At 64.3% G+C, this 20,740-nt stretch carries 18 protein-coding genes; 11 read left to right on the forward strand and 7 right to left on the reverse strand.

The genetic code is table 11. The features are described from left to right. The first annotated feature begins 23 nt into the window (after window positions 1-23). The 3 genes from SO139_RS26990 (at window position 24) to SO139_RS27000 (ending at window position 3,083) form a co-directional block, all read left to right on the forward strand. On the forward strand, window positions 24-449 hold the full coding sequence (locus tag SO139_RS26990) for a PaaI family thioesterase (RefSeq protein ID WP_449381343.1): 426 nt from the start codon (window positions 24-26) through the stop codon (window positions 447-449). Between the two features lie 298 nt (window positions 450-747). Then, a complete protein-coding gene (locus tag SO139_RS26995) occupies window positions 748-1,758 on the forward strand; it encodes an aldo/keto reductase (RefSeq protein ID WP_449381344.1) in 1,011 nt (336 codons plus the stop codon). Between the two features lie 11 nt (window positions 1,759-1,769). Beyond that, on the forward strand, window positions 1,770-3,083 hold the full coding sequence (locus SO139_RS27000) for a tetratricopeptide repeat protein (protein ID WP_449381345.1): 1,314 nt from the start codon (window positions 1,770-1,772) through the stop codon (window positions 3,081-3,083). A 10-nt stretch (window positions 3,084-3,093) separates the two neighbouring features. Here SO139_RS27000 and SO139_RS27005 read toward each other — a convergent pair whose 3' ends face one another. Next, window positions 3,094-3,567 carry a DUF4188 domain-containing protein gene (locus tag SO139_RS27005; RefSeq protein WP_449381346.1) on the reverse strand — a complete coding sequence of 158 codons (474 nt, stop codon included), beginning with the start codon at window positions 3,565-3,567 and terminating at the stop codon, window positions 3,094-3,096. A 263-nt stretch (window positions 3,568-3,830) separates the two neighbouring features. Between SO139_RS27005 and SO139_RS27010 the strand changes: the two genes are divergently transcribed. After that, window positions 3,831-4,409: a hypothetical protein gene (locus SO139_RS27010; RefSeq protein WP_449381378.1), complete on the forward strand. Its 579-nt coding sequence runs from the start codon at window positions 3,831-3,833 to the stop codon at window positions 4,407-4,409. Window positions 4,410-4,458: 49 nt separating this feature from the next. Here SO139_RS27010 and SO139_RS27015 read toward each other — a convergent pair whose 3' ends face one another. Continuing rightward, window positions 4,459-6,297, reverse strand: a complete 1,839-nt coding sequence (locus SO139_RS27015; protein WP_449381347.1) for an AMP-dependent synthetase/ligase — start codon at window positions 6,295-6,297, stop codon at window positions 4,459-4,461. A gap of 89 nt (window positions 6,298-6,386) precedes the next feature. Then, window positions 6,387-6,782, reverse strand: a complete 396-nt coding sequence (locus SO139_RS27020) for a hypothetical protein (RefSeq protein ID WP_449381348.1) — start codon at window positions 6,780-6,782, stop codon at window positions 6,387-6,389. Between the two features lie 378 nt (window positions 6,783-7,160). Between SO139_RS27020 and SO139_RS27025 the strand changes: the two genes are divergently transcribed. Then, the gene (locus SO139_RS27025) at window positions 7,161-7,445 is read left to right on the forward strand and encodes a hypothetical protein (RefSeq protein ID WP_449381349.1); all 285 of its coding nucleotides are present in this window, start codon (window positions 7,161-7,163) and stop codon (window positions 7,443-7,445) included. 56 nt (window positions 7,446-7,501) lie between these two features. Here the strand turns inward: SO139_RS27025 and SO139_RS27030 are convergent, their stop codons facing one another. Then, on the reverse strand, window positions 7,502-7,936 hold the full coding sequence (locus SO139_RS27030; protein ID WP_498540952.1) for an EVE domain-containing protein: 435 nt from the start codon (window positions 7,934-7,936) through the stop codon (window positions 7,502-7,504). A gap of 301 nt (window positions 7,937-8,237) precedes the next feature. On the opposite strand from SO139_RS27030, the gene SO139_RS27035 reads away from it, so the two are divergent. Further along, window positions 8,238-10,277 carry a methyl-accepting chemotaxis protein gene (locus SO139_RS27035; RefSeq protein ID WP_449381351.1) on the forward strand — a complete coding sequence of 680 codons (2,040 nt, stop codon included), beginning with the start codon at window positions 8,238-8,240 and terminating at the stop codon, window positions 10,275-10,277. Window positions 10,278-10,340: 63 nt separating this feature from the next. On the opposite strand, the gene SO139_RS27040 is transcribed toward SO139_RS27035, so the two are convergent. The 3 genes from SO139_RS27040 to SO139_RS27050 are packed head-to-tail and all read right to left on the reverse strand — an operon-like array spanning window position 10,341 to window position 13,102. Next, window positions 10,341-11,642: a flavin monoamine oxidase family protein gene (locus tag SO139_RS27040; protein ID WP_449381352.1), complete on the reverse strand. Its 1,302-nt coding sequence runs from the start codon at window positions 11,640-11,642 to the stop codon at window positions 10,341-10,343. Window positions 11,643-11,650: 8 nt separating this feature from the next. Continuing rightward, window positions 11,651-12,358 (reverse strand): RibD family protein, encoded by a 708-nt coding sequence (locus SO139_RS27045; RefSeq protein WP_449381353.1) that lies wholly within the window; start codon window positions 12,356-12,358, stop codon window positions 11,651-11,653. A gap of 21 nt (window positions 12,359-12,379) precedes the next feature. Next, the gene (locus SO139_RS27050) at window positions 12,380-13,102 is read right to left on the reverse strand and encodes an FABP family protein (protein ID WP_498540953.1); all 723 of its coding nucleotides are present in this window, start codon (window positions 13,100-13,102) and stop codon (window positions 12,380-12,382) included. A 207-nt stretch (window positions 13,103-13,309) separates the two neighbouring features. Here SO139_RS27050 and SO139_RS27055 point away from each other — a divergent pair, with 207 nt between their 5' ends. From SO139_RS27055 to SO139_RS27075, 5 genes are all read left to right on the forward strand, one after another. Beyond that, window positions 13,310-13,780 carry a PaaI family thioesterase gene (locus SO139_RS27055; protein ID WP_449381355.1) on the forward strand — a complete coding sequence of 157 codons (471 nt, stop codon included), beginning with the start codon at window positions 13,310-13,312 and terminating at the stop codon, window positions 13,778-13,780. 269 nt (window positions 13,781-14,049) lie between these two features. Then, complete coding sequence (locus tag SO139_RS27060) at window positions 14,050-17,175, forward strand: multicopper oxidase family protein (RefSeq protein ID WP_449381356.1); 3,126 nt, start codon at window positions 14,050-14,052, stop codon at window positions 17,173-17,175. 736 nt (window positions 17,176-17,911) lie between these two features. Further along, window positions 17,912-19,486 (forward strand): DUF3300 domain-containing protein, encoded by a 1,575-nt coding sequence (locus tag SO139_RS27065; protein ID WP_449381357.1) that lies wholly within the window; start codon window positions 17,912-17,914, stop codon window positions 19,484-19,486. A 107-nt stretch (window positions 19,487-19,593) separates the two neighbouring features. Next, window positions 19,594-19,857 (forward strand): hypothetical protein, encoded by a 264-nt coding sequence (locus SO139_RS27070; RefSeq protein WP_449381358.1) that lies wholly within the window; start codon window positions 19,594-19,596, stop codon window positions 19,855-19,857. 226 nt (window positions 19,858-20,083) lie between these two features. Next, window positions 20,084-20,584: a Spy/CpxP family protein refolding chaperone gene (locus tag SO139_RS27075; protein WP_449381359.1), complete on the forward strand. Its 501-nt coding sequence runs from the start codon at window positions 20,084-20,086 to the stop codon at window positions 20,582-20,584. Window positions 20,585-20,740: the final 156 nt, after the last annotated feature.

The raw sequence follows: 20,740 nt of genomic DNA on the forward strand, positions 1-20,740 counted from the left end.
TGCTTTGACAGACGGACCCGAACATGATCGACAAGGCCGCCGCCAGACTCAAGCACGACGGCTGGACCGTTGTCGAAACCACCGGTTTCATGCACCTCATCGGTCCCCTGTGGGAGCGCCAGCTCGACGGCCAACATGAATACGCGCTGATCACGCAGGACAAGCATCACAACCGCCGCGGCATGGTGCAGGGGGGCGTGACGATGACCTTCGCCGACCGCACCTGCGGCATGACCGCGCGCTACGTCACCGGGAGGCAGTACATGGCGACGGTGCAGCTCGACACCCATTTCGTCGAGGCCGGCAAGATCGGCGACATCCTGATCTCGCGCCCGCGCGTGGTGCGCTCGACCCGCAGCCTGATTTTCATGAACACCGACGTCACCGTCGACGACCGCTGCATCGTGATGGCGAATGGCGTGTTCAAGATCCTGAAGGGGCCGGAGTAGGTGCCAAGCACTCCGCTTTCATTCCCCGCGAAAGCGGGGAATCCAGTACGCCGCGGCCTCTCCGCATCCCTCCGCCGGCTCTGGAATGCTGGATCGCCCGCTCCAGTGCGCAGTTGCGCACAAGGCGGGCGATGACACCTGCGAGGATGGCAAACGCGTACCCCAAGCTCGTCATTGCAAGCTCAGCGAAGCAATCCAGAGTCTTTCCGCGAGCGAATATCTGGATTGCTTCGCTGCGCTCGCAATGACGGAGCGAGATCGTTATGCTGGTGCCCACACAAGCGTTGAGGAAGAACCCATGCAATACCGCCAGCTCGGCCGCAGTGGCCTGAAGGTTTCGCCGATCTGCCTCGGCACGATGATGTTCGGCGGTCCCACGAATGAAGCGGATTCTGCAAAAATCATCGCGAAGGCGCGCGAGGCCGGCATCAACTTCATCGACACGGCGGACGCGTATTCCAAGGGCGGCTCGGAAGAGGTGGTCGGTCGCGCAATCGCCAACAACCGTCACGCCTGGGTGCTCGCCACAAAGCTTGCCAATCCCATGGGCGATGATCCCAATCGCAGCGGGCTGTCGCGGCGCTGGGTGTTGCAGGCGGCCGATGAAAGCCTGAAGCGCCTCGGCACCGATTTCATCGACATCTACTATCTGCACAAGGAAGACCACGCGACGCCGCTGGAGGAGACGGTGCGCGCCATCGGCGACCTGATCCGCGTCGGCAAGGTGCGCTATTTCGGCGTCTCGAACTATCGCGCCTGGCGCGTCGCCGAGATCTGCAACATCTGCGACCGGCTCGGCATCGACCGGCCCGTGGTGAGCCAGCCCTACTATAACGCGATGAACCGCATGCCGGAGGTCGAGCACTTCCCGGCCTGCGGCCATTACGGCCTCGGCATCGTGCCCTACAGCCCGCTGGCGCGCGGCGTGCTCACCGGCAAGTACAGCCCGGATGCGTCGCCCGACAAGGAGACGCGCGCGGGCCGCAACGACACCCGCATGATGCAGACCGAGTGGCGCCCCGAGTCGCTCAAGCTCGCTCAGGAGATCAAGCAACATGCGGAGAAGAAGGGCATCACCGCGGGCCAGTTCGCGGTCGCCTGGGTGCTCAACTCCGCCTTCGTCACCTCTGTCATCGCCGGCCCCCGCACCGAGGCGCAGTGGGACGACTACATCCGCGCGCTCGACTATCGCTTCACCGCGGAGGACGAAGCGTTGATCGACGCTCTGGTGACGTCGGGCCATCCCTCGACCCCGGGCTATAACGACCCGGCCTACCCGATCGAAGGCCGCCGTGCGCGGACAGCGTGACGGGAGTAACCATGGCGCACCAGGACCGCTACGGGCTTCCGATCTCCACCTCATCCGATGCGGCGGCGAGCGCCTATCGCGAGGGCGTCGACCTCATGCTCGCGGGCTGGACCGGCACTGCGGAGGCGCTGGAGCGCGCGATCGTATCTGATCCTGATTTCGCGCTCGCGTACATCGCGCGCGCCCGCGTGCATTCCTTCTATCAGCAGGGCGAGCTCGCCCGGACAAAAGCGGGCCTCGCGCGGGAGCTGGTGGCAAAGCGCGGCACGGCGCGCGAACGCTCGCATGTCGAGGCGCTGGCGCTCGCGGCCGAAGGGCGGATGCCCGAAGCGCTGGCCGCGACCTTGAAGCATGTCGAGGCCTGGCCGCGCGATGCGGTGGTGCTGGCGCTGCCGCTCGGCGCATTCGGCCTGTTCGCCTTTTCCGGAATGGCCGACCATGACCGCGCGCGGCAGGATCTCTGCGCAAGCGTCGCGCATCACTATGGCGAGGACTGGTGGTTCCTCACGCTCTACGGCTGGGCGATCACCGAGAACGGCGACGTCGTGCGCGGCCGCACCATCACCGAGCGGGGCTTTAGTCTGAAGCGCGAGAACGCGCACGGCGCCCACGCCGTGCTGCATGCGATGTTCGAGGACGGCTCGATCGACGAGGCGGACCGTCTCGTCGACGAATGGATCAGCGGCTATGACCGTTCCGGAATCCTGCACGGCCATATCCGCTGGCACCAGGCGCTTGGCGCGCTCGAGCACGGCCATGCGGCGCGCGCGCTCGCGATCTATGCCGACGTGCTGCAACCGTCGATGACGCAGGCGCCGCCGCTCAACGTGATCACCGACGGCGCCTCGCTGTTGTGGCGCCTGTCGGCCTATGGCCACGCCGTGCCCAAAGAGCTCTGGGCCGAGGCTGACGCCACCGCGCAAAAACTGTTTCCGAAATCGAGCATCCCCTTTGCCGACGTCCACATGGCGCTGCTCGCGGCCGCCACGCAGGATCGCGAAGCACTCGCCACGCGGCTTGCCGTCATCGAGCAGCGGTTGGCCGACGGCAAGCTGCCTGCGGGCCCCGTAGTGCCCGCGATCTGCCGCGCGATGACGGCCTTCGCCGACGAGGATTTTGCGGGGTGCGTGCGCGAGCTCACGCCGGTTCTCAATCAGGTCGTGCGGATCGGCGGCAGCCATGCCCAGCGCGAGCTGATCGAGGACACTTTTGTCGTCGCCTTGATGCGCAGCGGCGAGCTCGGGCGCGCCCGCGCCATGCTCGATGCCCGGCTGCACCGCCGTCCCTCGTTGCGCGATGCGCGCTGGCAGGCGGCACTTCAGTGAGATGCCCCGATCAGGCGGCGCCGAGCCGCTGCCGTGCGCTGTCGGTGGCGTCGGTGATGGCACCGGAGGCGCCGGCCTTGCCGAGGCCGAACGGAGGCATGCCGCTGTAAATTGCCTCATAGTCGCCGGCGTGGACCCTGTAGGTCTCGTGCCAGATGCCGACGTCGCCGCGGCTGTCCTTCAGGCGCCGGTTGAAATCGACCCAGGCCGGCCAGTGTTGCGCGTCGTGCGCCCTGGCGTAGCGCTCCAGATGATCAAAGCTCCGCCAATACTGCACCATATTGAGAAGGCCGAGCTCGGTATGGCCGAGGAAGCCGACCTCCTTTGAGGCCTTCTCCAGCTCCTTGATCATCCTGGGCATGGCGAGCGCGACCGGCAGCCATTTGTGGAGCGCCCACGGCTTGTTGACACGCATGCCGATCAGAAACACGACGAAATCGCCTTCGATCCGGCCGGCGACCCGGCTCGGGATGACCTTGGCCATGCGAAGCCTCCCCGTAGATTTCCGGAAAGACTGCCGGAGGGCGGTGACGGCGACAAGCTTGCCACGAAAAAAACATGACCCTGACGGCAAGTGCGCACGGGGGACGGGGTTGAGGCGGTTTTCGCAAATCGCCGGCGGGTGGCACGGTGGTATTGCAGACGGGCATGTGCATTGCACAACAAACGGGATCGCAACCAATTGGTGGTTCGATGTTTGATGCACGGAACTTTTCCGTTTCCACCACGCGCCATGCGAGTCCCATGATGCGCTGCTTCCGACCGGTTCTGGCCGCGAGCCTGATCGCTCTCGCAACTCCTTGTTTTGCCGGGTCTTCCGTTCCCATCAGGGTCGACAACCGGGCCGAGCCGCAAAACTCCTTCATCGACCTATTGGCGCTGATGTCGGGACAGTGCAAGACCTTGCGCATCGCGGGTCGCGAGTTCGCCTGCAAGACGGTGGCCTACGCCCATGGTGACAAGGGCCGGGTCAATTTCGCTGTCGCGGTCGACGACCCCGCCGACGAAAACCACGTCGTCTCATTCTCGGGCGAGAACGGCAAGCGCGCCGACGACAATTCCTACGAGCTGCCGATCGACCGCATGCTGCTCAATTCCAAGGATCGGCCCAGGGTCGACGGCCTGCCGGTGCCGGCCGAGCAGACCTCCACCGGCGTCTGCCGCCAGACCGGCAATTTCGCGGCAAAGCAGGTCTCGAACATCACCTGTACCGCGACGGACAATGAGGGCCGCAGGTATGAGCTGCTGTTCGTCTCCGACGGCACGCCGGTGAGCGTGCGCCGCGTCCGGCAATCCGCACCGTCGATCCAGGATCCGTTCAAGTAAGCGCGCCGGCCGCCCGGTTCACCTCTTCGGGCTTGCCGGCAGGTGAAGATCATTTCGGCCGCGGCGCCGCCGACGGCCTCTTTGCATAGATCTGCTCGATCTCCGCGGCGAAGCGATGCTCCAGCGCGGGGCGCTTGTTCTTCAGCGTCGGCGTCAGCAACCCCGCTGCGATCGTCCACGGCTCCAGCGACCACGACACCGCACGCGGCGTCGCATAGGCCGGATAGTCCTTCACGGCCGTGGCGATCCGTGCGAGCAGAGCAGCGCGCTCCCCGCCCTCGCCCTGCTTGCCGAGCCCAGCGAGCCTCCGTTGCTCCTGCTCCCACGCCTTGGCGTTGAGCACCACCAGCGCAGTGAGGAACGGCCGCTGCTCGCCAACCACGAAGGCCTGCTCGAACAGCGGATCGGCGAGGATCGCGGTTTCGAGATCGACCGGCGCGATCTTCTCTCCGGTGGAGGTGACGAGAATGTCCTTGATGCGCCCGGTGATGGTGATGCGGCCGTGCTCGATGCGCGCCTGGTCGCCGGTGTGCAGCCAGCCGTCGGCCTCCTTGACGCGGCGCGTCTCCTCCTCCCTGTGCCAATAGCCCAGCATCACGCTCGGGCCGCGGACGAGCAATTCGTCCTTCTCGCCGAGCTTGACCTCGATGCCGTCGAGGACATGGCCGACCGAGCGCGGGTCGTTGTCGTCGGCGGTGTTGACGGAGACGACCGGCGAGGTCTCGGTCATGCCATAACCTTGCAGGACGTCGAGCCCAAGAGAGAGGAAGAGACGGATGACCGGTTCCGCGATCGGCGCGCCGCCCGAGACGGCGACGCGCAGACGGCCGCCGAACTGCGCCAATACCTTGTCGGCGACCAGGCGCTTCAGGATCGGCCAGGACAGGCGGTCAAACAGCGAAAGCGCGCGCCTGCTCTGCCGCGCGTCAAAGCACCGGCCGCCGACGGCGAGCGCGAGATCGAGCAGCGCACGCTCGACGCGGCCGGCCGCTTCGCGATGCTGCATGATCAGCGCAAAAATGCGCTCATAGATTCGCGGCACCGAGATCAGCACCGTGGGCTGCACATGCTTCAAGTCCTGCGAGAGCTGCGGCACCGAACGCGCATAGGCGACGCAGGCGCCCGCCGCGATCGGATAGTAGTAACCGCCGGTGCGCTCGAACGTGTGCGAGAGCGGCAGGAAAGAGAGAAAGACATCGTCCGGCTCGGCGGCGATGCGCTGCGCGATCGCCTTCACATTCGCAACGACGTTGTCGTGCGACAGCATCACCCCCTTCGGCCGTCCGGTGGTACCCGAGGTGTAGACAATGGCGGCGAGATCGTCCGCTTGGACGACCACGTCGACAATCGCGGGACCGCCAGCGTTCGAAGAGAGCCAGCGATCAAGCGCGACGACGCGGGCGTCAGTCGGCGCTGCCTCCGAGATACTCGCGCAAACCACGCGCCCGAGATCCGGAACCGGCTGCCCGGTCGAGACGATCGCCTGCCAGCGCTCCAGCGTATCCACGAACAGCAGGCGCGCGCCGGAATCGGCGAGGATGTAGGCGATACTGTCGGGGTTGTCGACGGCATGCATCGGCACCGGCGCGAGACCACGCGACAACGCGGCCTGGTCCATTGCGATATGCGCGATGCCGTTGGGCACCAGGATCGCAACCCGCTCGCCGGCGGCAAATCCTTCGGCGGCGAGGGCCCGGCGCCAACGCTCGATCTCGGCATCGATCTGCTGCCAGGAATAGCTCGCCCAGCGTCCGGCCGTCACATCGTACTGCCGATAGGCTTCGCGGCCCGGCGTCAGCGCAACGCGCCAGCGCAACAGCTGCGGCAACGTCATCACCTCCGCCAGCGCGCGCGGGCGATCTTGAGTGTGAACGGTGAGGTCTGCCATAGAATCATCCCGCAGTGCCGTCGCCAATGTAGAGATCGACAGCGATCCCGGCCAGTCGGCGCGACCTTGATCCTCGGCAATGCCGGCGTTTACCCCTGCACCTTGCAGGTGACGGGGCCGTTGTCGAGCATGAGCTGGTTGCCGCCGAGGTCGGTCACGATCTGCCCGGCATAGATGCCCCTGGCCTTGTCGCGCTGCGCCGAGATCACCACCCGCACCCGGCTCTTGTCCGACTCGTCCATGGCGACGACCAGGAGATTGTCGTCGCGGAAGCTGAACAGCGTGACTTTCGACGGGTAGTCGAAGTCGATCGGCGGCAGGCCGCCCTGCTTTTTCGGCACCTCAAACGTCAGCTCCTGGTCCTGCGGGTAGGAACAGGTGATCGACTTCGCAGCCGCCGCACCCGCATGCAGGATGAACAGCGAGGCAATGCAGAGGATGGCGGCGCGCTCCATGATAAAACTCTTGACGTGAATCTTGTGCATCTGTCGCGCCGGGCGGCCAACACGTTCAGGCGTTAACCGCGAAAGAATCGACTGGTGCGTGACCTACTCACCAACAACCAGTGTCATGCCCCGCGAAGGCGGGGCATCCAGTACGCCGCGCCTTATCCGTATCCCTGCGCCGCTTCTGGAATACTGGATCGCCCGGTCAAGCCGGGCGATGACACCAAGAGTGTGGTACGCGCGTGACACAAGTTCGCAACGACGTCGAAGATGGTGTGACGCAGCACTTCAAGCTTTGCGGCGATTCTGCGCCGGCAAAGCACAGATCAAGGTCGGGCAAGGCGGCACTTTGTCGCCGGAACGCGCGAGCGAGCCATCCCGTTATCTCCGCACACATCAATCGGAGTGAATGACGGAATGAAGAGTTTCTTTGTGGCGATAGCTGTTGCTGCTGCGGCGCTCGCAACCTCATCCGCGGCAAACGCCGCCGGCAAGGGCACGGCCAAAACCGCGCATGTGCAGGCCGGCCAACCGACCGACATCAGCGCGCAGGGCCGGCATCGTCACTGGCACGGCCCGCGCCATCATCATTGGCGGCCTCACGGCTACTATCGCCCGCATTATCGCAGCTACGGCTATTCTCCGCGGCCGCATGGCTACCACGGCCGGCCCCACGGCTATTATGGCGGCCATCGCTGGTGAGAAGAAAAGCCCGCAGCGATGCGGGCTTTTTTGTTGGGGAGTCTGCATCGATGCTTTCAGACCAGCAGCAGCGGCCGGCTTGACGTCGCCACGTGGCGGATCAACTCCATGTCCTCGTCCGAAATCTCGAACAGGCCGAGACGCAGCTTGTAGCCCCAGTTCGGATTGTCGCGCGCAAAGGAGAGGCTTTCAAGCAGCGGCCGGATCGGCACCTCGGCGGCGTCACCCCACGTGACGTCGCGGCGGAACGGATGGAAGCCACCGCCCATATCAGCCTGGTAGGGCACGCCCGGCTTGACCACGCCGATCGCGGTGAAGGCCTGGAGCCGATCCTTGCCGCCAAAGGTTACGGTCGGCGAATAATAGGCGATGTGATCGCCCGGCGAGATCCGCCGCAGGGGTCCGCCCTTGCCGTGGCAGACCTGCATGAAGCCGTGCGCACGCCCGATCCGGACGTGCTGGGCCGAGGCGACGGCGATCCAGTGTTTCATGTAAGGTCCTCCGACAGAGGTCCACCTTTTAGCAGCAGCCGTGTCAGATTCTGGCAGCAGCCATTCGACGCACGGTTTGACCAAGCCGAACACTCCGGCCGCAGACACACTTAACGTCTTAGTTGCAATTACTTACGTAGACTAATGACGAGAGTCGGCCGCTGGCCGAGCCTATCGTGGAAATGCGCCGATGAGTTTGGTCCGACCGATGTCAGAGCTTCCTTCGCCGTCTGAGCACTCATCCGCAAATCGCTCGAAGCACGGGGTCAGCCTGCGATGGAAAATCCTGGCTGGCAACCTGATGACGGGCCTCCTCGCCGTGGCCTTCGCCGTTTCGGTCGCCTGGGATGGATGGCGCGATCTGCGCAAGCGAGAAGCGGCCGCGCGTACGCTTACCGCATTCGAACTGGTGATGAAGGCCAACAGCCTGATTCCGGCCGAGCGTACCGCTTGGTTTGCGGTTACAGGCCCGACGGCCGAGGCGGCGACGTCCGAAAAATTGTCAGCCTTGGACAAAGTTGTTGCCGGCACCGACGCTGCCATCAGCGCCGCCAAGAAGGCCGTTGGCGCGGCGGATCTTCCGGTCGCATCGATTGAGGCAGCCGAGCTTGCCTTGCAACAGACCCGCAGTGCTGGGCGCCAGACGGCGGTCACGGCCAAGGCGCAGCGTCCACCCAACGGCCAGACGGCGATCGTGGATGGGCTTGCGCGCGCCGTCGACTCCCTCACCGCCGCGACCGGCGAAGTCCTGATCAACCTGTCGCGCACAGGCAGCGACATAGAAAACCTGTTGCCGTCGGCGCAGCTCGCGCAAAGCGCACAGGCCATGCGCACCACCAATGGTGCGCGCACGGCGATCCTCGGCCTCTTCGTCCGCAATCAGCCCTTGTCTGCCGCCCAGAACGTCGACGTCACCGAATTGACCGGTCAGGTCGCGCTGCTCTGGCGGCAGATCGAGCAGGGCGTCAGCAATGCCGGCAGCGCGCCGGAGCTCGTTCGCTCGATCGACCAGGTGCGCGCCAAGCTCATGACCGAAGGCGAGCCACGGTTTCGCGAGGTCGCCGCGGCCGCGCGCGATGGCCGCCCCTCTCCGGCCAGTGAAGCCGAGTGGCCCGGCTGGATCGCCGGCACCCTGAACAGCGTGCTGGGCCTGCGCGATGCCGCCTTGGACTTTGCGCACAAGGCCAATGACGCTGCGATCGCTCAGGCGCAGATGCGGCTGAGCTGGGCTCTCGCGGCACTGTTCGTCGTGCTCGCCGCCTCGATCGCCGTGGTTTTCGTAGCGATGCGCCACGTGATCCGGCCACTGGCGCGGCTGACCGGGGCGACGCTGCGGCTTGCCGACCGGGAGCTCAGCGTCGAAATCCCGGACGGACATCGCAAGGACGAGATCGGCACCATGGCCAACGCGCTGCAGATCTTCAAGGACGCGCTGATCGCGAAGAAACTCGCGGATGAAGCGGCTGCACGCGAGGCCGAGGCGCAGATCGAGCGCGGCCGGCGGGCCGACGCCATCACCCGCGATTTCGAGGCCGTGATCGGTGAGATCGTCAGCACGGTGTCGTCCGCGGCGACCGAGCTCGAGGCTTCCGCCGGCACGCTGACGGCGACGGCCAACCGCTCGCAGAAGCTCACCACTGCGGTCGCGGCGGCCTCCGATGAAGCTTCCGTCAACGTGAACTCGGTGGCCACCGCCACCGAAGAGCTCACCTCGTCGGTCACCGAGATAAGCCGCCAGGTTCAGGAATCCGCGCGCAGGGCGAGTGAAGCGGTCGAGCAGGCACACAACACCAACAAGCGCGTCGGAGAGTTGTTGCTTGCGGCAAACCGGATCGGCGATGTGGTCGAGTTGATCAACTCGATCGCGAGCCAGACCAATCTCCTGGCGCTGAACGCGACCATTGAAGCCGCGCGCGCTGGCGAAGCCGGCCGCGGCTTCGCGGTGGTCGCGGCGGAGGTGAAGGCGCTGGCGCAGCAAACCGCGAAAGCGACCGAGGAAATCCACCAGCAGATCCTGGGCGTCCAGACGGCGACGAAGGAGTCGGTCGGCGCCATTGGGGAGATCAGCGACACCATCGCGCAATTGTCGGAAATCTCCTCGGCGATCGCCGCCGCCGTCGAAGAGCAAGGCGCGGCTACGCAGGAAATTGCTCGCAACGTCCAGCAGGCGGCGCTCGGCACCGAGCAGGTATCCACAAATATCGCCGACGTGCGCGACGGCGCGAGCCAGACCGACTCGGCTTCATCGCAGGTGCTGTCAGCCGCCCAGCTACTGGCCCGCGACTCCAGCCGTCTGAAGCTCGAGGTCGGTAATTTCCTGGAATCGGTGCGCACAGCCTAGCTTGAACGGCAACCGCGGACAGCCCCCTGCGGGGAGAGTTAACCAAGCTGCGGCGCCTGCACTTCATCTCATCGCTTTGGTCTTACCTGACACGCCCCGCAGGATAACCCCGGCCGTCTCCCGTCCGCTCGCCAGCGCCGCCTCGACCGTGCCCATGTCACGGCCGCGGTAGAGGGCTTCACCGGAAAAATAGACGGGCGTGCCATCCGCGCTTGAGAGGATCGATTGCGCCACGCGCGTTTGCGGCGTGGCCCAGGAATAGGCGCCGCGCGCGAAGGGATCGTGCGCCCAGTTGATCGCCCGCGCCGCGACGAGCTCTTTCGCGAGATCGCCCGGTGACAGGCCGAAGATGCCGGCAAGCGACGCAAGACCAGCCTGGATCAGCTCCGGCTCGGCGAGCCCCGCAAGGCCTTTCGTCTGCGGACCTCCGAACCAGCCGGTGAGCACGGGATGCTCGGCCGGATGCTGCGTCCACCATACCGGGATTTTCTCATTCGAGAGCAGGAAGGTCAGGTCAGCAAGATCGGCCTGCCGCTCGAGCCACCAGCGCCGCTCGAATCGCAGCAGGATTTTGATGACGTTGCCGAAGCCGATATCCGCGGCCGCCGCAACTCTCTCTCGGGTAGCGCTCGGCAGCGCGATCTCCCTGAGCAGAGGCAACGGCACGGTAAGGACCGCAACATCGCCATGATGTACCTCGCCGCTGCCGCAACGAACGACCACGCCGCCATCGCACTCCTCGATTGCTGACACGGCGGAGTCAAAGTGGATGGCGACGCCATGGGTGCGGCACTCGGCCTCGAGAAAATCGATAAGAGGGCCATAGCCGCCGACGGGACGCGCCTGCATATGCCGCCCGCCATCCATCCATTCGTCGCGCAGCGCCAGCGTGCTGGCACGCGCGGGATCGGCGGCGTCGTAACCTTCGACCATCCGCTCGACGGACTGCCGCAACGACTCGTATTGGGCATCGGCAAAATAGCGACGCAGAAATTCGGAGACGGTCAGGTCGTCCTTCAATTCCCTGACCACCTGGTGAAGCTCGGCCTCGTGCGGATCGTGGCGCGCTTCGCGCGAGAATTTTCCGCCTTCAAAGCTCCATTGCGTCCCTTCGATCGCCTCGAGCGAAAGCCCCGCCTCGGCAAGCAAAGCCCGCGTGACCGGCCCTTCGCCATGGACGAACTCGGCGCCGCCGGCCGCGTCGTATCCAAACTCCGCGGCAGGAAGCGGATGGATCCGCCCGCCACACCTCGCGCGCGCTTCCAGGATCGTCACGCGCCGGCCGGCACGGGCGATCTCGCGCGCCGCCATCAGACCGGCCGCACCGGCACCGACGATCACGATCTGCTCCGACTTGTCCGACATGCCCTGCTTTACTGGCCCGCGGCTTTCGGATCGTTCTGGAGGAGATAACGCAGCAGCAGCACGCCGCCGCCGAGCGGCCGCGTGCTCTCGAGTGTCATCGCGGTGACGGGCGCACGCTGCTCGCTCTCGGCTTCGCCCGAGTCGAACACGATCGGCGCACCACTGGCACCGTCCACGGCCGGACAGAGGATCAGGTTCAGCTCATCGATCAGCCCCGCGCGCAAGAATGCGCCGTTGGCCGCGCCGCCGCCCTCCAGCAGCAGCCGCTTCACGCCAAGCTCGCGATTGAGAACTTCGAGCGTGAGCGAAAGATCGATCTCCGACTTGCCGGCGAAGACGTAGGACACGCCCTCGCCGCGGAGACCGGCCAGATGCGCATCCGATACGCGCTCGGTCAGCACCACGACGATCGGATCGCCGCCAATGTCCGAGCGGCCCCAGCCGATCTTGCCGTGCGCATCGAGCACCACGCCGTAAGCTTTCGCGTCGCGCCGCGCAAACCAGTTTTCACGCGGGAATGTCGCGCTCGTCGTGGGATAGGGCTTGCCCTTGGCGAACTCCGAGCCGGTGACGCGGCCGATCAACCAGGCATCGCCGCCGAGCTCGTCATGTATCTTCTCGAACCAGTCCGCGCCTGCGCCCTTCGGACGCCAGCGGCTGTGATGGGTGCGGCCATCGACGCTCGAGGCCATCAGGCAGATGACGTAGGGCTTCATGCAATTCTCCCTGCTTTCTTCTCAGGCCGCCGGTCCGCCACCCTCGAGGCGATCCTTGGCACGATCCCTGGCACCGTCCTTGGCACCATCCTTGGCGCCATCCTTGGCGCGATCATTCAGGATCACCGCCAGCGGATTGAGCCTTGGCGGCGCGACCAGCTTGAGTGTGTTGGCGTCGTGATGATTGAACGGCGCACCTCGCACGAAAAGCTCGGTCTGGATCAGATAGGTCCAGCTTCCATCGTCGTTGAAGGTGATGTCGCAGCGGTAACTGTCGGTGCGGAAGGCTTGTTCCAAGAAGTCGGTCGAGCAGATCCCGTACGTCGTCTCGCCGCGCTTGGCCGTGACAGAGATCTTCTTGTCGTCCGGCCCGGCCTTGCCCGACGCGAGCAGCACCTGGCCGCGCGGAATCGCCAGCGTCTGCATGATCAGCCCGGTCGCCGGCTCCCACAACCAGTAGCCAACCTGGTCATGGAAGGTGATGTCCTCCTCGGGCGTGTTGATGTGGATGTGATAGCGCAGCCCATAAAACAGCTGCGGTCCGTTGGCCTGCGGATCGATCGGGTCCATCCGGATATGCTCGATGAAAACCCGCCGCTCCGGTCCCTCGGCCTTCGGGTTGATATCGACACCCTTGTTGGCCTGCCAGACACCGGCGAGGCGGCGAAGCGGGCCAAGATTGGCGAGTGCATCGGGAGAAACATCATCGGGCTCGGTGAAGATGTCGGCGGGAATGGGGAGCATGGGGGCGTCTCCGCTGGGGTGCGGGGAGCAGCAATAGCATGAGGATGGTGTGCGTGGCTTCAACACGTCCTTCACAAGCGCGAGTGGGCAAGGGCCACATCTGGAGCCGAAAAAGCCGGCGCGGCCAGGATGTCAGGTTTCGGGTGGCGCTCGCTGGCACCTTGCGGTTGGATGGCAGAGTCATTGCCGAGAGAACCGAAGGTAAACATGGCCGCCAGGACCTACGGGACGGTCTGTCCCGAGCGACAAAAGGAGATGAACGGGCTGGAGTTCGTCAAGGGCCTTGCCAGCGGGGCGCTCCCGCTGAACACGATCGCGCAGACCTTGGGCTACGACGTGGTGGAGGCCGAGAGCGGTCGGGTCGCTATCACGCTCGATCCAACGGCCGCGCACCTCAATCCATGGGGGACGGTGCATGGTGGTCTCACGGCGACGCTCCTCGATAGCTGCATGGGCCTCGCCATCCAGTCGATGCTCGAACGAGGCGTTGGCAGCACGACGCTCGAGTTCAAGATCTCGCTTGTCCGAGCCATCACGCTGGAGACCGGCCAGATCAGGGCCGAGGGCAGTGTCCTGAATTGCGGCCGTCGTGTCGGGACGGCAGAGGGCCGTGTAACCGATACCAAGGGCCGATTGCTCGCGCATGGCACGACGACCTGCCTGATTTTTTCGAGCTAGCGTTGTTGCACCCGTTCCACGGGGCTGTCAGTTCTGACGGGCATTGAGTCGAGCACCGTCACCGTAATGCGCTTCGTCCGTTGCCTGGCCTTTTGAGCTAGACGCGCGTGACGCGCATCGGCCCATCGCGCCCCCAAAAGAGAATCCCATCAACAAAGGCCAACCCGGTCTGCCGTATCGGGCGCCCACCGACATCGTCAACATCGGTACGACGAAACCAACGAATCTATGGTACCTCGCTACGGGCAGGGGAATATCAGGGGAATCGGATGCATTGTGCCTTTCGCAGGGTCGCTCGGGCGATCCTGGCCACTATCTCGATCATGGCTTTCGGCGTCGGCACGGCGCTCTCGCAAACCGCCAGCTATTCGTCACCTGCCTACAAGGAACCCGTCACCCTATCCAGCGAGAACGGCGTGCTCGAAGTCACGCTCACCGCGCAGCAGGGCGAGATCGCGCTCGACACCGCAGCGGCCCCGGTCAGGGACGCTCTCCTGTTCGGCTATCGCCTGGTCCGCGGCAAGGCGTCAAACGGCGTCACCGCTGCAAAGGGCCTCTATCCGGCACCGACGCTGCAGGTCTTCCCCGGCGAGCGCCTCGTCATCCATCTCGAGAACGCGCTGTCTGGACTCACGATCCGCGACTTCTACGACCCGCGATACACGCTGGCCGGCGGCGAAGTACCGACCTATCCCGAGCAGCTCGAGGTCTCGCCGATCAATCTCCACACCCATGGGCTGCACGTCAGCCCGAAGGGGAATGCCGACAACGTCCTCATCCACATGCCGGTCGGCACGTCGAGTACCTATGTGTACGACATCCCCACCAACCAGCCGCAAGGAGCCTATTGGTACCATCCGCATCTCCACACGCTAACGACGGCGCACGTCTACGCGGGGCTTGCCGGCCTGCTTGCGATCGGACGGACCGACGGCAATCTTCCGATCGTGACGCAGAAGGGGATCCCGGTCCGCAACATGATGCTTCAATACAACTTCGTGTTTGATCGCCGGGGGCCGAAGCCGCAGCTCAACAATCCCAACTGGCCGCAATTCGTCAGCACCCTCACCCCCCCCGCGCCGGGAGCGCTGGCGAACGGGACCTATCGCCCGATTCTCGCGCCGGTGAATTTCACCGCAGCGGCGCCCGGCTCCCGCTTCGCCACCGTATGGTATGCAGGCCCGCTCTCGATCCAGAATATGCGCGGGCGCTTCCAGTTCATCCCGAACAATCTCCAGACATTTACGGCCAGCAGCGGGCGGGCGGATGACGTGCCGGCCGATCCGTCGCTTCCCGACCATCTCCGCGATGTCCAGTTCACGGTGAACGGCCAATTCCAGCCAACGCTGCGGAGCAAGCCGGGACAGACCGAGATCTGGGTTCTCGCGAATGTGAGCGACATGGCCTATATGAGCGTGCGCCTCACAGAGACGGCGACCGGGCACCATCCGAAGATCGCCATCGTGGGGCAAGATGGCAATCCCAGCCCTGCAGTCCGCTATCCCGTCGAAGAGAACGGAACCCGCCTCGTCATACCGCCGGCATCGCGCTTCGCGATTGCGGTCACGATGCCGGATCGCGGTGACCTGATTCTGGAAATGCCGGAGCGGGGTGCCGGTGCGCGAGCAGAAAATGCGCCGGGCATCCTCTACACCAGCAACGGCACCGAAAATCCGCCTGCGGTGCTCGGCACACTCAGCGTGCTGCCGTCTGCGGTGAGCTATTATGACGGGTTCTTTCTGTTCCCGACACAGGTCCTGGCGCGGGCCATGACCGAAGGGGACAAAGGAGAGACCACGGCCTTCACCGAAGGCCAGCCACTCGGCGCCTTCACGCCATTCGAAGATCTCTCCACGGTCACGCCCGACTTAACGCGCCATATTCTGATCAATGGCGGTTTTCTCAACGACCTCGCGAGCACGCATGATCCCAAGACCTTCATCTATGCTTTCGACAGCGGCGCGTTTCCAAACGTCCCCCTGATCCAGCCCCGCCTGAATTCGATGGAAGAATGGGTGTTTCGCAACGAGAACAATGACGAGCATCCCATCCACGTGCATGTGAACGATTTCCAGATCACTGGCATCTCCGACCCCACCACGGGGCTGAAGGTCGGATCCGTGAAGCAGGGCATCGACAATGCCAATGTGCCGGTCCCCAATCTCGGGCCGGAGGAGTCCGTGATCCAGCCCGGCACGCTGTCGATCAGGACCCGCTTCAAGGACTATGCCGGCCTCTTCGTCATGCACTGTCATCGCCTCAATCACGAGGACAACGGTCTCATGGCGCTGGTCAATGTCATCCCGGCCGTATCGTCCTATGCGGTGGCGATTCCGGGCAGCCACGGTCGTCCGGCCACGGTCAGGATTCTGGACGGCGACAGACTGCTCGCGACAGTCACGCCGTTTCCCGCATTCGAAGGCACTCTGAGCGTGGCGATGGGCGACGTCGACGACGACGGCATCTACGATCTGGTCGTCGGGGCCGGTGCCGGCCACGCGTCGGAGATCGCCGTGTTCTCCGGCGCAGCGAAGAATGGCGCTGCCCCCTTCGCAACACAGCTTGCGCGCTTCAACGCGTTTGGCGCCAACGCACGCAACGGCGTGAGTGTGGCGGTCGCGAAGATCGACGGCATCACCACCGGCGACAACATCATCGTCGGCTCCGGGCCCGGCGACAAGAGCGAGGTCAGGGTCTTCAGCTCCGCGCTGCCGGTCCTCGGCACCGCGCCGAGCGTGTTCTCGTCCTTCAGCCCCTATCCGGGGGATCAATCCGGTGTGGTCCTCGGCGCGGGATTCGTCGATTTCACCACTGGCCGCCAGAGCATCGTCACGGCGCCCGGACCAGGCGCTCCTTCCACCGTGAAGGTCTTCGTGTTTCCGCTGCTCGAGCCGATCGGTCACGCGTCCGGCGATCATCACCATGGCTCCGCCGGCACCGGGCAGCCGGTGGCGACGACGGAATTCTCACCTTTCGGCGGCGCCTATCGGGGTGGCGTCTCGCTCGCCACCGGCTGGCTCGCCGGCACGCTCGGCGGCGCCGAACGCATCGTCGTCGGCCAGCGTGACGGTGGGGTGGTCAAGATCTTCTCCAGCGGCTCGGCGCTCGATGGCGGGCCTTCGATGTATCTTCACAGCGCCGCTGCGCATCCTCATGCCGGCTTTACCGAGATGGCCTCCTTCGTCCCCTTCGGCGAAAGCGCCCGCGGCGTGAGCGTTGCCACGACGAGCACGACGGACGGGGCAGACCTCCTGGTCAGCCCGTTGTCGTCCAGCAGCAATGCCACCATTCGCCGCTTCGCGCTCGAGCGGCCCAGCAAGACCGCGACGTCGCTGGCAGCCGTCCTCAGGGCCGAGATCCCCGTGGAGGGACCGGTCACTCTCGGCGGCGACTGAGGGTGGAAGTCACGGTGCTCAGGGGCGGAATCGCGCTTATCCTCTGCAGCGCGATGAGATCAGGATGAATCGTCATCGCGCTTCAGGTCGTTGCTTGAGCATGTTCCCTCGCGACAAACGCGTTCCGCGTTTGTCGCGAGGGAAGACCGCCTCACAGTTTTCCGGATCATGCTCTAAAGGTTTCGTCTCACACTTTCGAGAAATCGTTCTTTCTCGCCAGGCGCGTAACCTTGGGAAGCTCCGTAATACGGCTCATTGAAATTATTGTACGGTGCGGCCCGGTATTGGATCGGCGGCCCAGATGGCGCGTAGATCATGCCCTGATTGGGACGAACAATAGCGTGCCGCCGGTGTGCGGGATGCGCCGTAGCTGCGTTCGCAGAGCCACACAGGGTGACCAAAAGGGCTAAGGCCAAAATAGAACGCATCGCTTTTTCTCCAATCGGCCACCCGTCCCAACCAACAGCAGCTTCACGATTGGTCACACCTCTTCAGCCGAAGGTGCGTCGAGCAATGACTTAGACACTGGCTACGGGGCGCGGCGGTTGATCCAAGTCAAAAGCGCGCCGGGCCAATGGCTTGCAGCCGGACAGGAGCGGCGCCGCTTGTCGCGTCGATGCCCAATCCCAGTCCGGTAACGGCGAAGGGCTTCGTTCTATTGACCTATGTCAAATCGGCCCTCTCCCACTCAATTCCGATTGGGGTTGGTGCCGCGCAAGCTTGGAGGACGAGCGACATGCGGATCCTTAGAACGATATGCTGGATATGCGCGTTGCTCGGATTGCTGTGTACCAGCCTTCCTTCACGAGCCCAGACAAGCGATCAGACAACTCAAACGCCGAGCCCTACGCCCTCGCCGGTTCCGGAGCAGCAGCCGCTCAAGCCGGCCGAACTCGAGGCACTGGTCGCGCCGATTGCGTTGTATCCGGATACATTGTTGTCGAACGTGCTGATGGCATCGACCTATCCGCTTGAGGTGGTACGCGCAGATCGCTGGATGAACCAGAACAAGAACCTCAAAGGAGACGCCCTGAAGATCGCCGCGGAGAAACAGGACTGGGACGCGAGCGTCAAGGCTTTGGTCGCGACGCCCTCGGTTCTCCAGATGTTGCACGAGCACCTCGAATGGACGCAAAAGCTCGGCGAGGCGTTTTTGGTGCAGCAGCAAGACGTGATGGACGCTGTGCAGCGGTTGCGTTCAAAGGCCTATGGCAGGAACAAGCTGGTCACGACGCAAGAGCAGAAGGTGACGGTAAGGCAGGAGCAGAACCGACAGTTCATCTACATTGAACCCGCATCGGCGGACAGCATCTACGTCCCCTACTACGAACCGCAGGTGGTTTTCGGCGATTGGCCGTACTCCGATTATCCTGCCTATCCCTACTACTGGGGCTATCCCGGCTACGTCGGCGCCGGCATCATCGCGACCGGCGTGGCCTTCGGCGCGGCCTACGCACTGGGGCGATGGGCCAGCGGCGGCTACTGGGGCGGCGGCGGATGGTGGGGTGGCAGCCGGGTCAATTGGGGTGGCGGCGCTATCGACATCAATCGCGGTGCTCGCGTTGAACACTGGCAGCACGACGCAAGGCATCGACAGGGTGCACGCTACAACAATGCGAACCTGCAACAGCGATTTGGCAATGCCAATCAACGGCCAGGTGGGAACCGGCAAGGATTAGGGGCCGGCGCCAATCGTCCGAACGCGGGCGACCGGACGCAACGCGCCGACCGCGGCCGAGCGACAAACAGGCAGGCAGGCGCTGGTCGAACGGCCGGCAATCGCCAAGTGCGTGACCGCTCGGCGGCGGCCAGGAACGCAAGGTCTGCAAGGTCAGGTGGTCGCGCGGCGCACCGCGGAGCTTCCAGAGCTGCGCATTTCAGGCCTGCGGCGGGTCGCGGGGGCGGAGCGCGGTTCGCAGGCGGAGGACATCGAGCCGCAGCATTCCGGGGCGGCGGAGGCTTCCGTGGTGGTGGAGGATTTCGCGGCGGCGGTGGCGGTTTTCGGGGCGGCGGCGGTGGAGGGTTTCGAGGCGGCGGCGGTCGTGGCGGTGGACGCCGCTCGGACATCAACCTCAAGCACGATGTCGTGCTCCTCGGCCGGCTCGACAACGGTCTTGGTTACTATCGCTTCGCCTACAACGGCAGCGACAAGCTCTATGTCGGGGTGATCGCGCAGGAGGTGCAGACTGTACGACCCGACGCAGTCACACGCGGCAGCGACGGCTATCTGCGGGTCCATTACGAACGGCTCGGTCTCAAGTTCCGGTCGTATGACGATTGGGTCATCTCCGGAGGCCTGCCGCCGCGCTGAACGGCCACGTCCCCGGCCTCCAAGGCGAACGCTTGATTTAGGTCATGGCTCGCCGGTGGGGCCGGAAGCTTCATCACACCACATCGCATCACAAGTGGAGCATACGGATGTGGGTCCTGATGTACGTCTTCTCCTACTCGGTCAATCCTGCCGCCACAAACGACAGGGCGGAATGGCGGCTCTACCCGAATGTGGTGTTTCAGGAGTTCTCGAACGAAGAGCGATGCAACGCGGCCAAGACGGCGCTTGAAGGCAGCTTGAAGGAGGCGGGAGCCACACTGAGAAGTGGATTAGAGGACTTGAGGAGCCTGGGTAAGGCCGACCCAGCGCAGATCATCGTTGCCTACAAGGTAGAATGCCTTCCGAAGTAACGTCGAAAATCGTGGGACCGCAGAGTGTAGATCGACAATTGTCGAGCACGAATAGCCATCGACTTTCGTTGGCCTTGTCTACATTCGGGAGACGCACGGGAGTTTGAGAACAGTCAGAAGCACGTCCGTATTTCTCAGTCCGGGCCCTTTGACTTAGATCAACTCGCCGCTAATCGGCAGGCTCGTTCTGTTCGGGGGCATACGATACGAGCCTCAGGAGTTTGCAATGATGAAAGCAGCCGTCGCAGCGATTGCGCTTTTGACGACGACCTCGTCTCTCACGTACGCAGCAGAGACATCATCCACCGTCGGAGTGGGACAGCCCGGCGCAGCCGACCTGAAAAGCCTGACGGATATGCGTGTCGGCATAGTCAAGGCCGCCTTGCAGCTGACACCCGATCAGGAAAAATACTGGCCGGCCGTCGAGGAGGCCATCCGCGCCAGGGCGAAGAACCGGCAGGCGCGCTTGGAACGGATAGCCGAATTACACGATGGTGAAACGGACGCCCTCCACCAGAGTAATCCAGTCGAGCTTATGCAGCGCAGAGCGGACCGGCTCATTCAGCGCGGTGGCGACCTCAAGAAGCTCGCCGATGCTTGGGAGCCGCTCTACAAGACGCTGAGCGAGGATCAGAAGAAGAGGATGTCCTTCGTGTCATATGTCGTCATGCGCGGGATGCGCGATGTGATCGAGCACAGTCGCGAGACCGACGAGGACGACGAATAGACACAACGGTGTGAAGATATCGCCTTTCGGCGTACAAGCCGGCGTAGCGCTCCGCGACGCGGCCTTGCGGCTGGTGTGGATGACTCCAAAGCACTGCCGCGTCGGCAGCCATATTGTTGGTGCTGCTGCCCTGTGACGACACCACGCGCGATCTGA

The sequence above is a fragment of the Bradyrhizobium sp. UFLA05-89 genome, assembly GCF_059803475.1.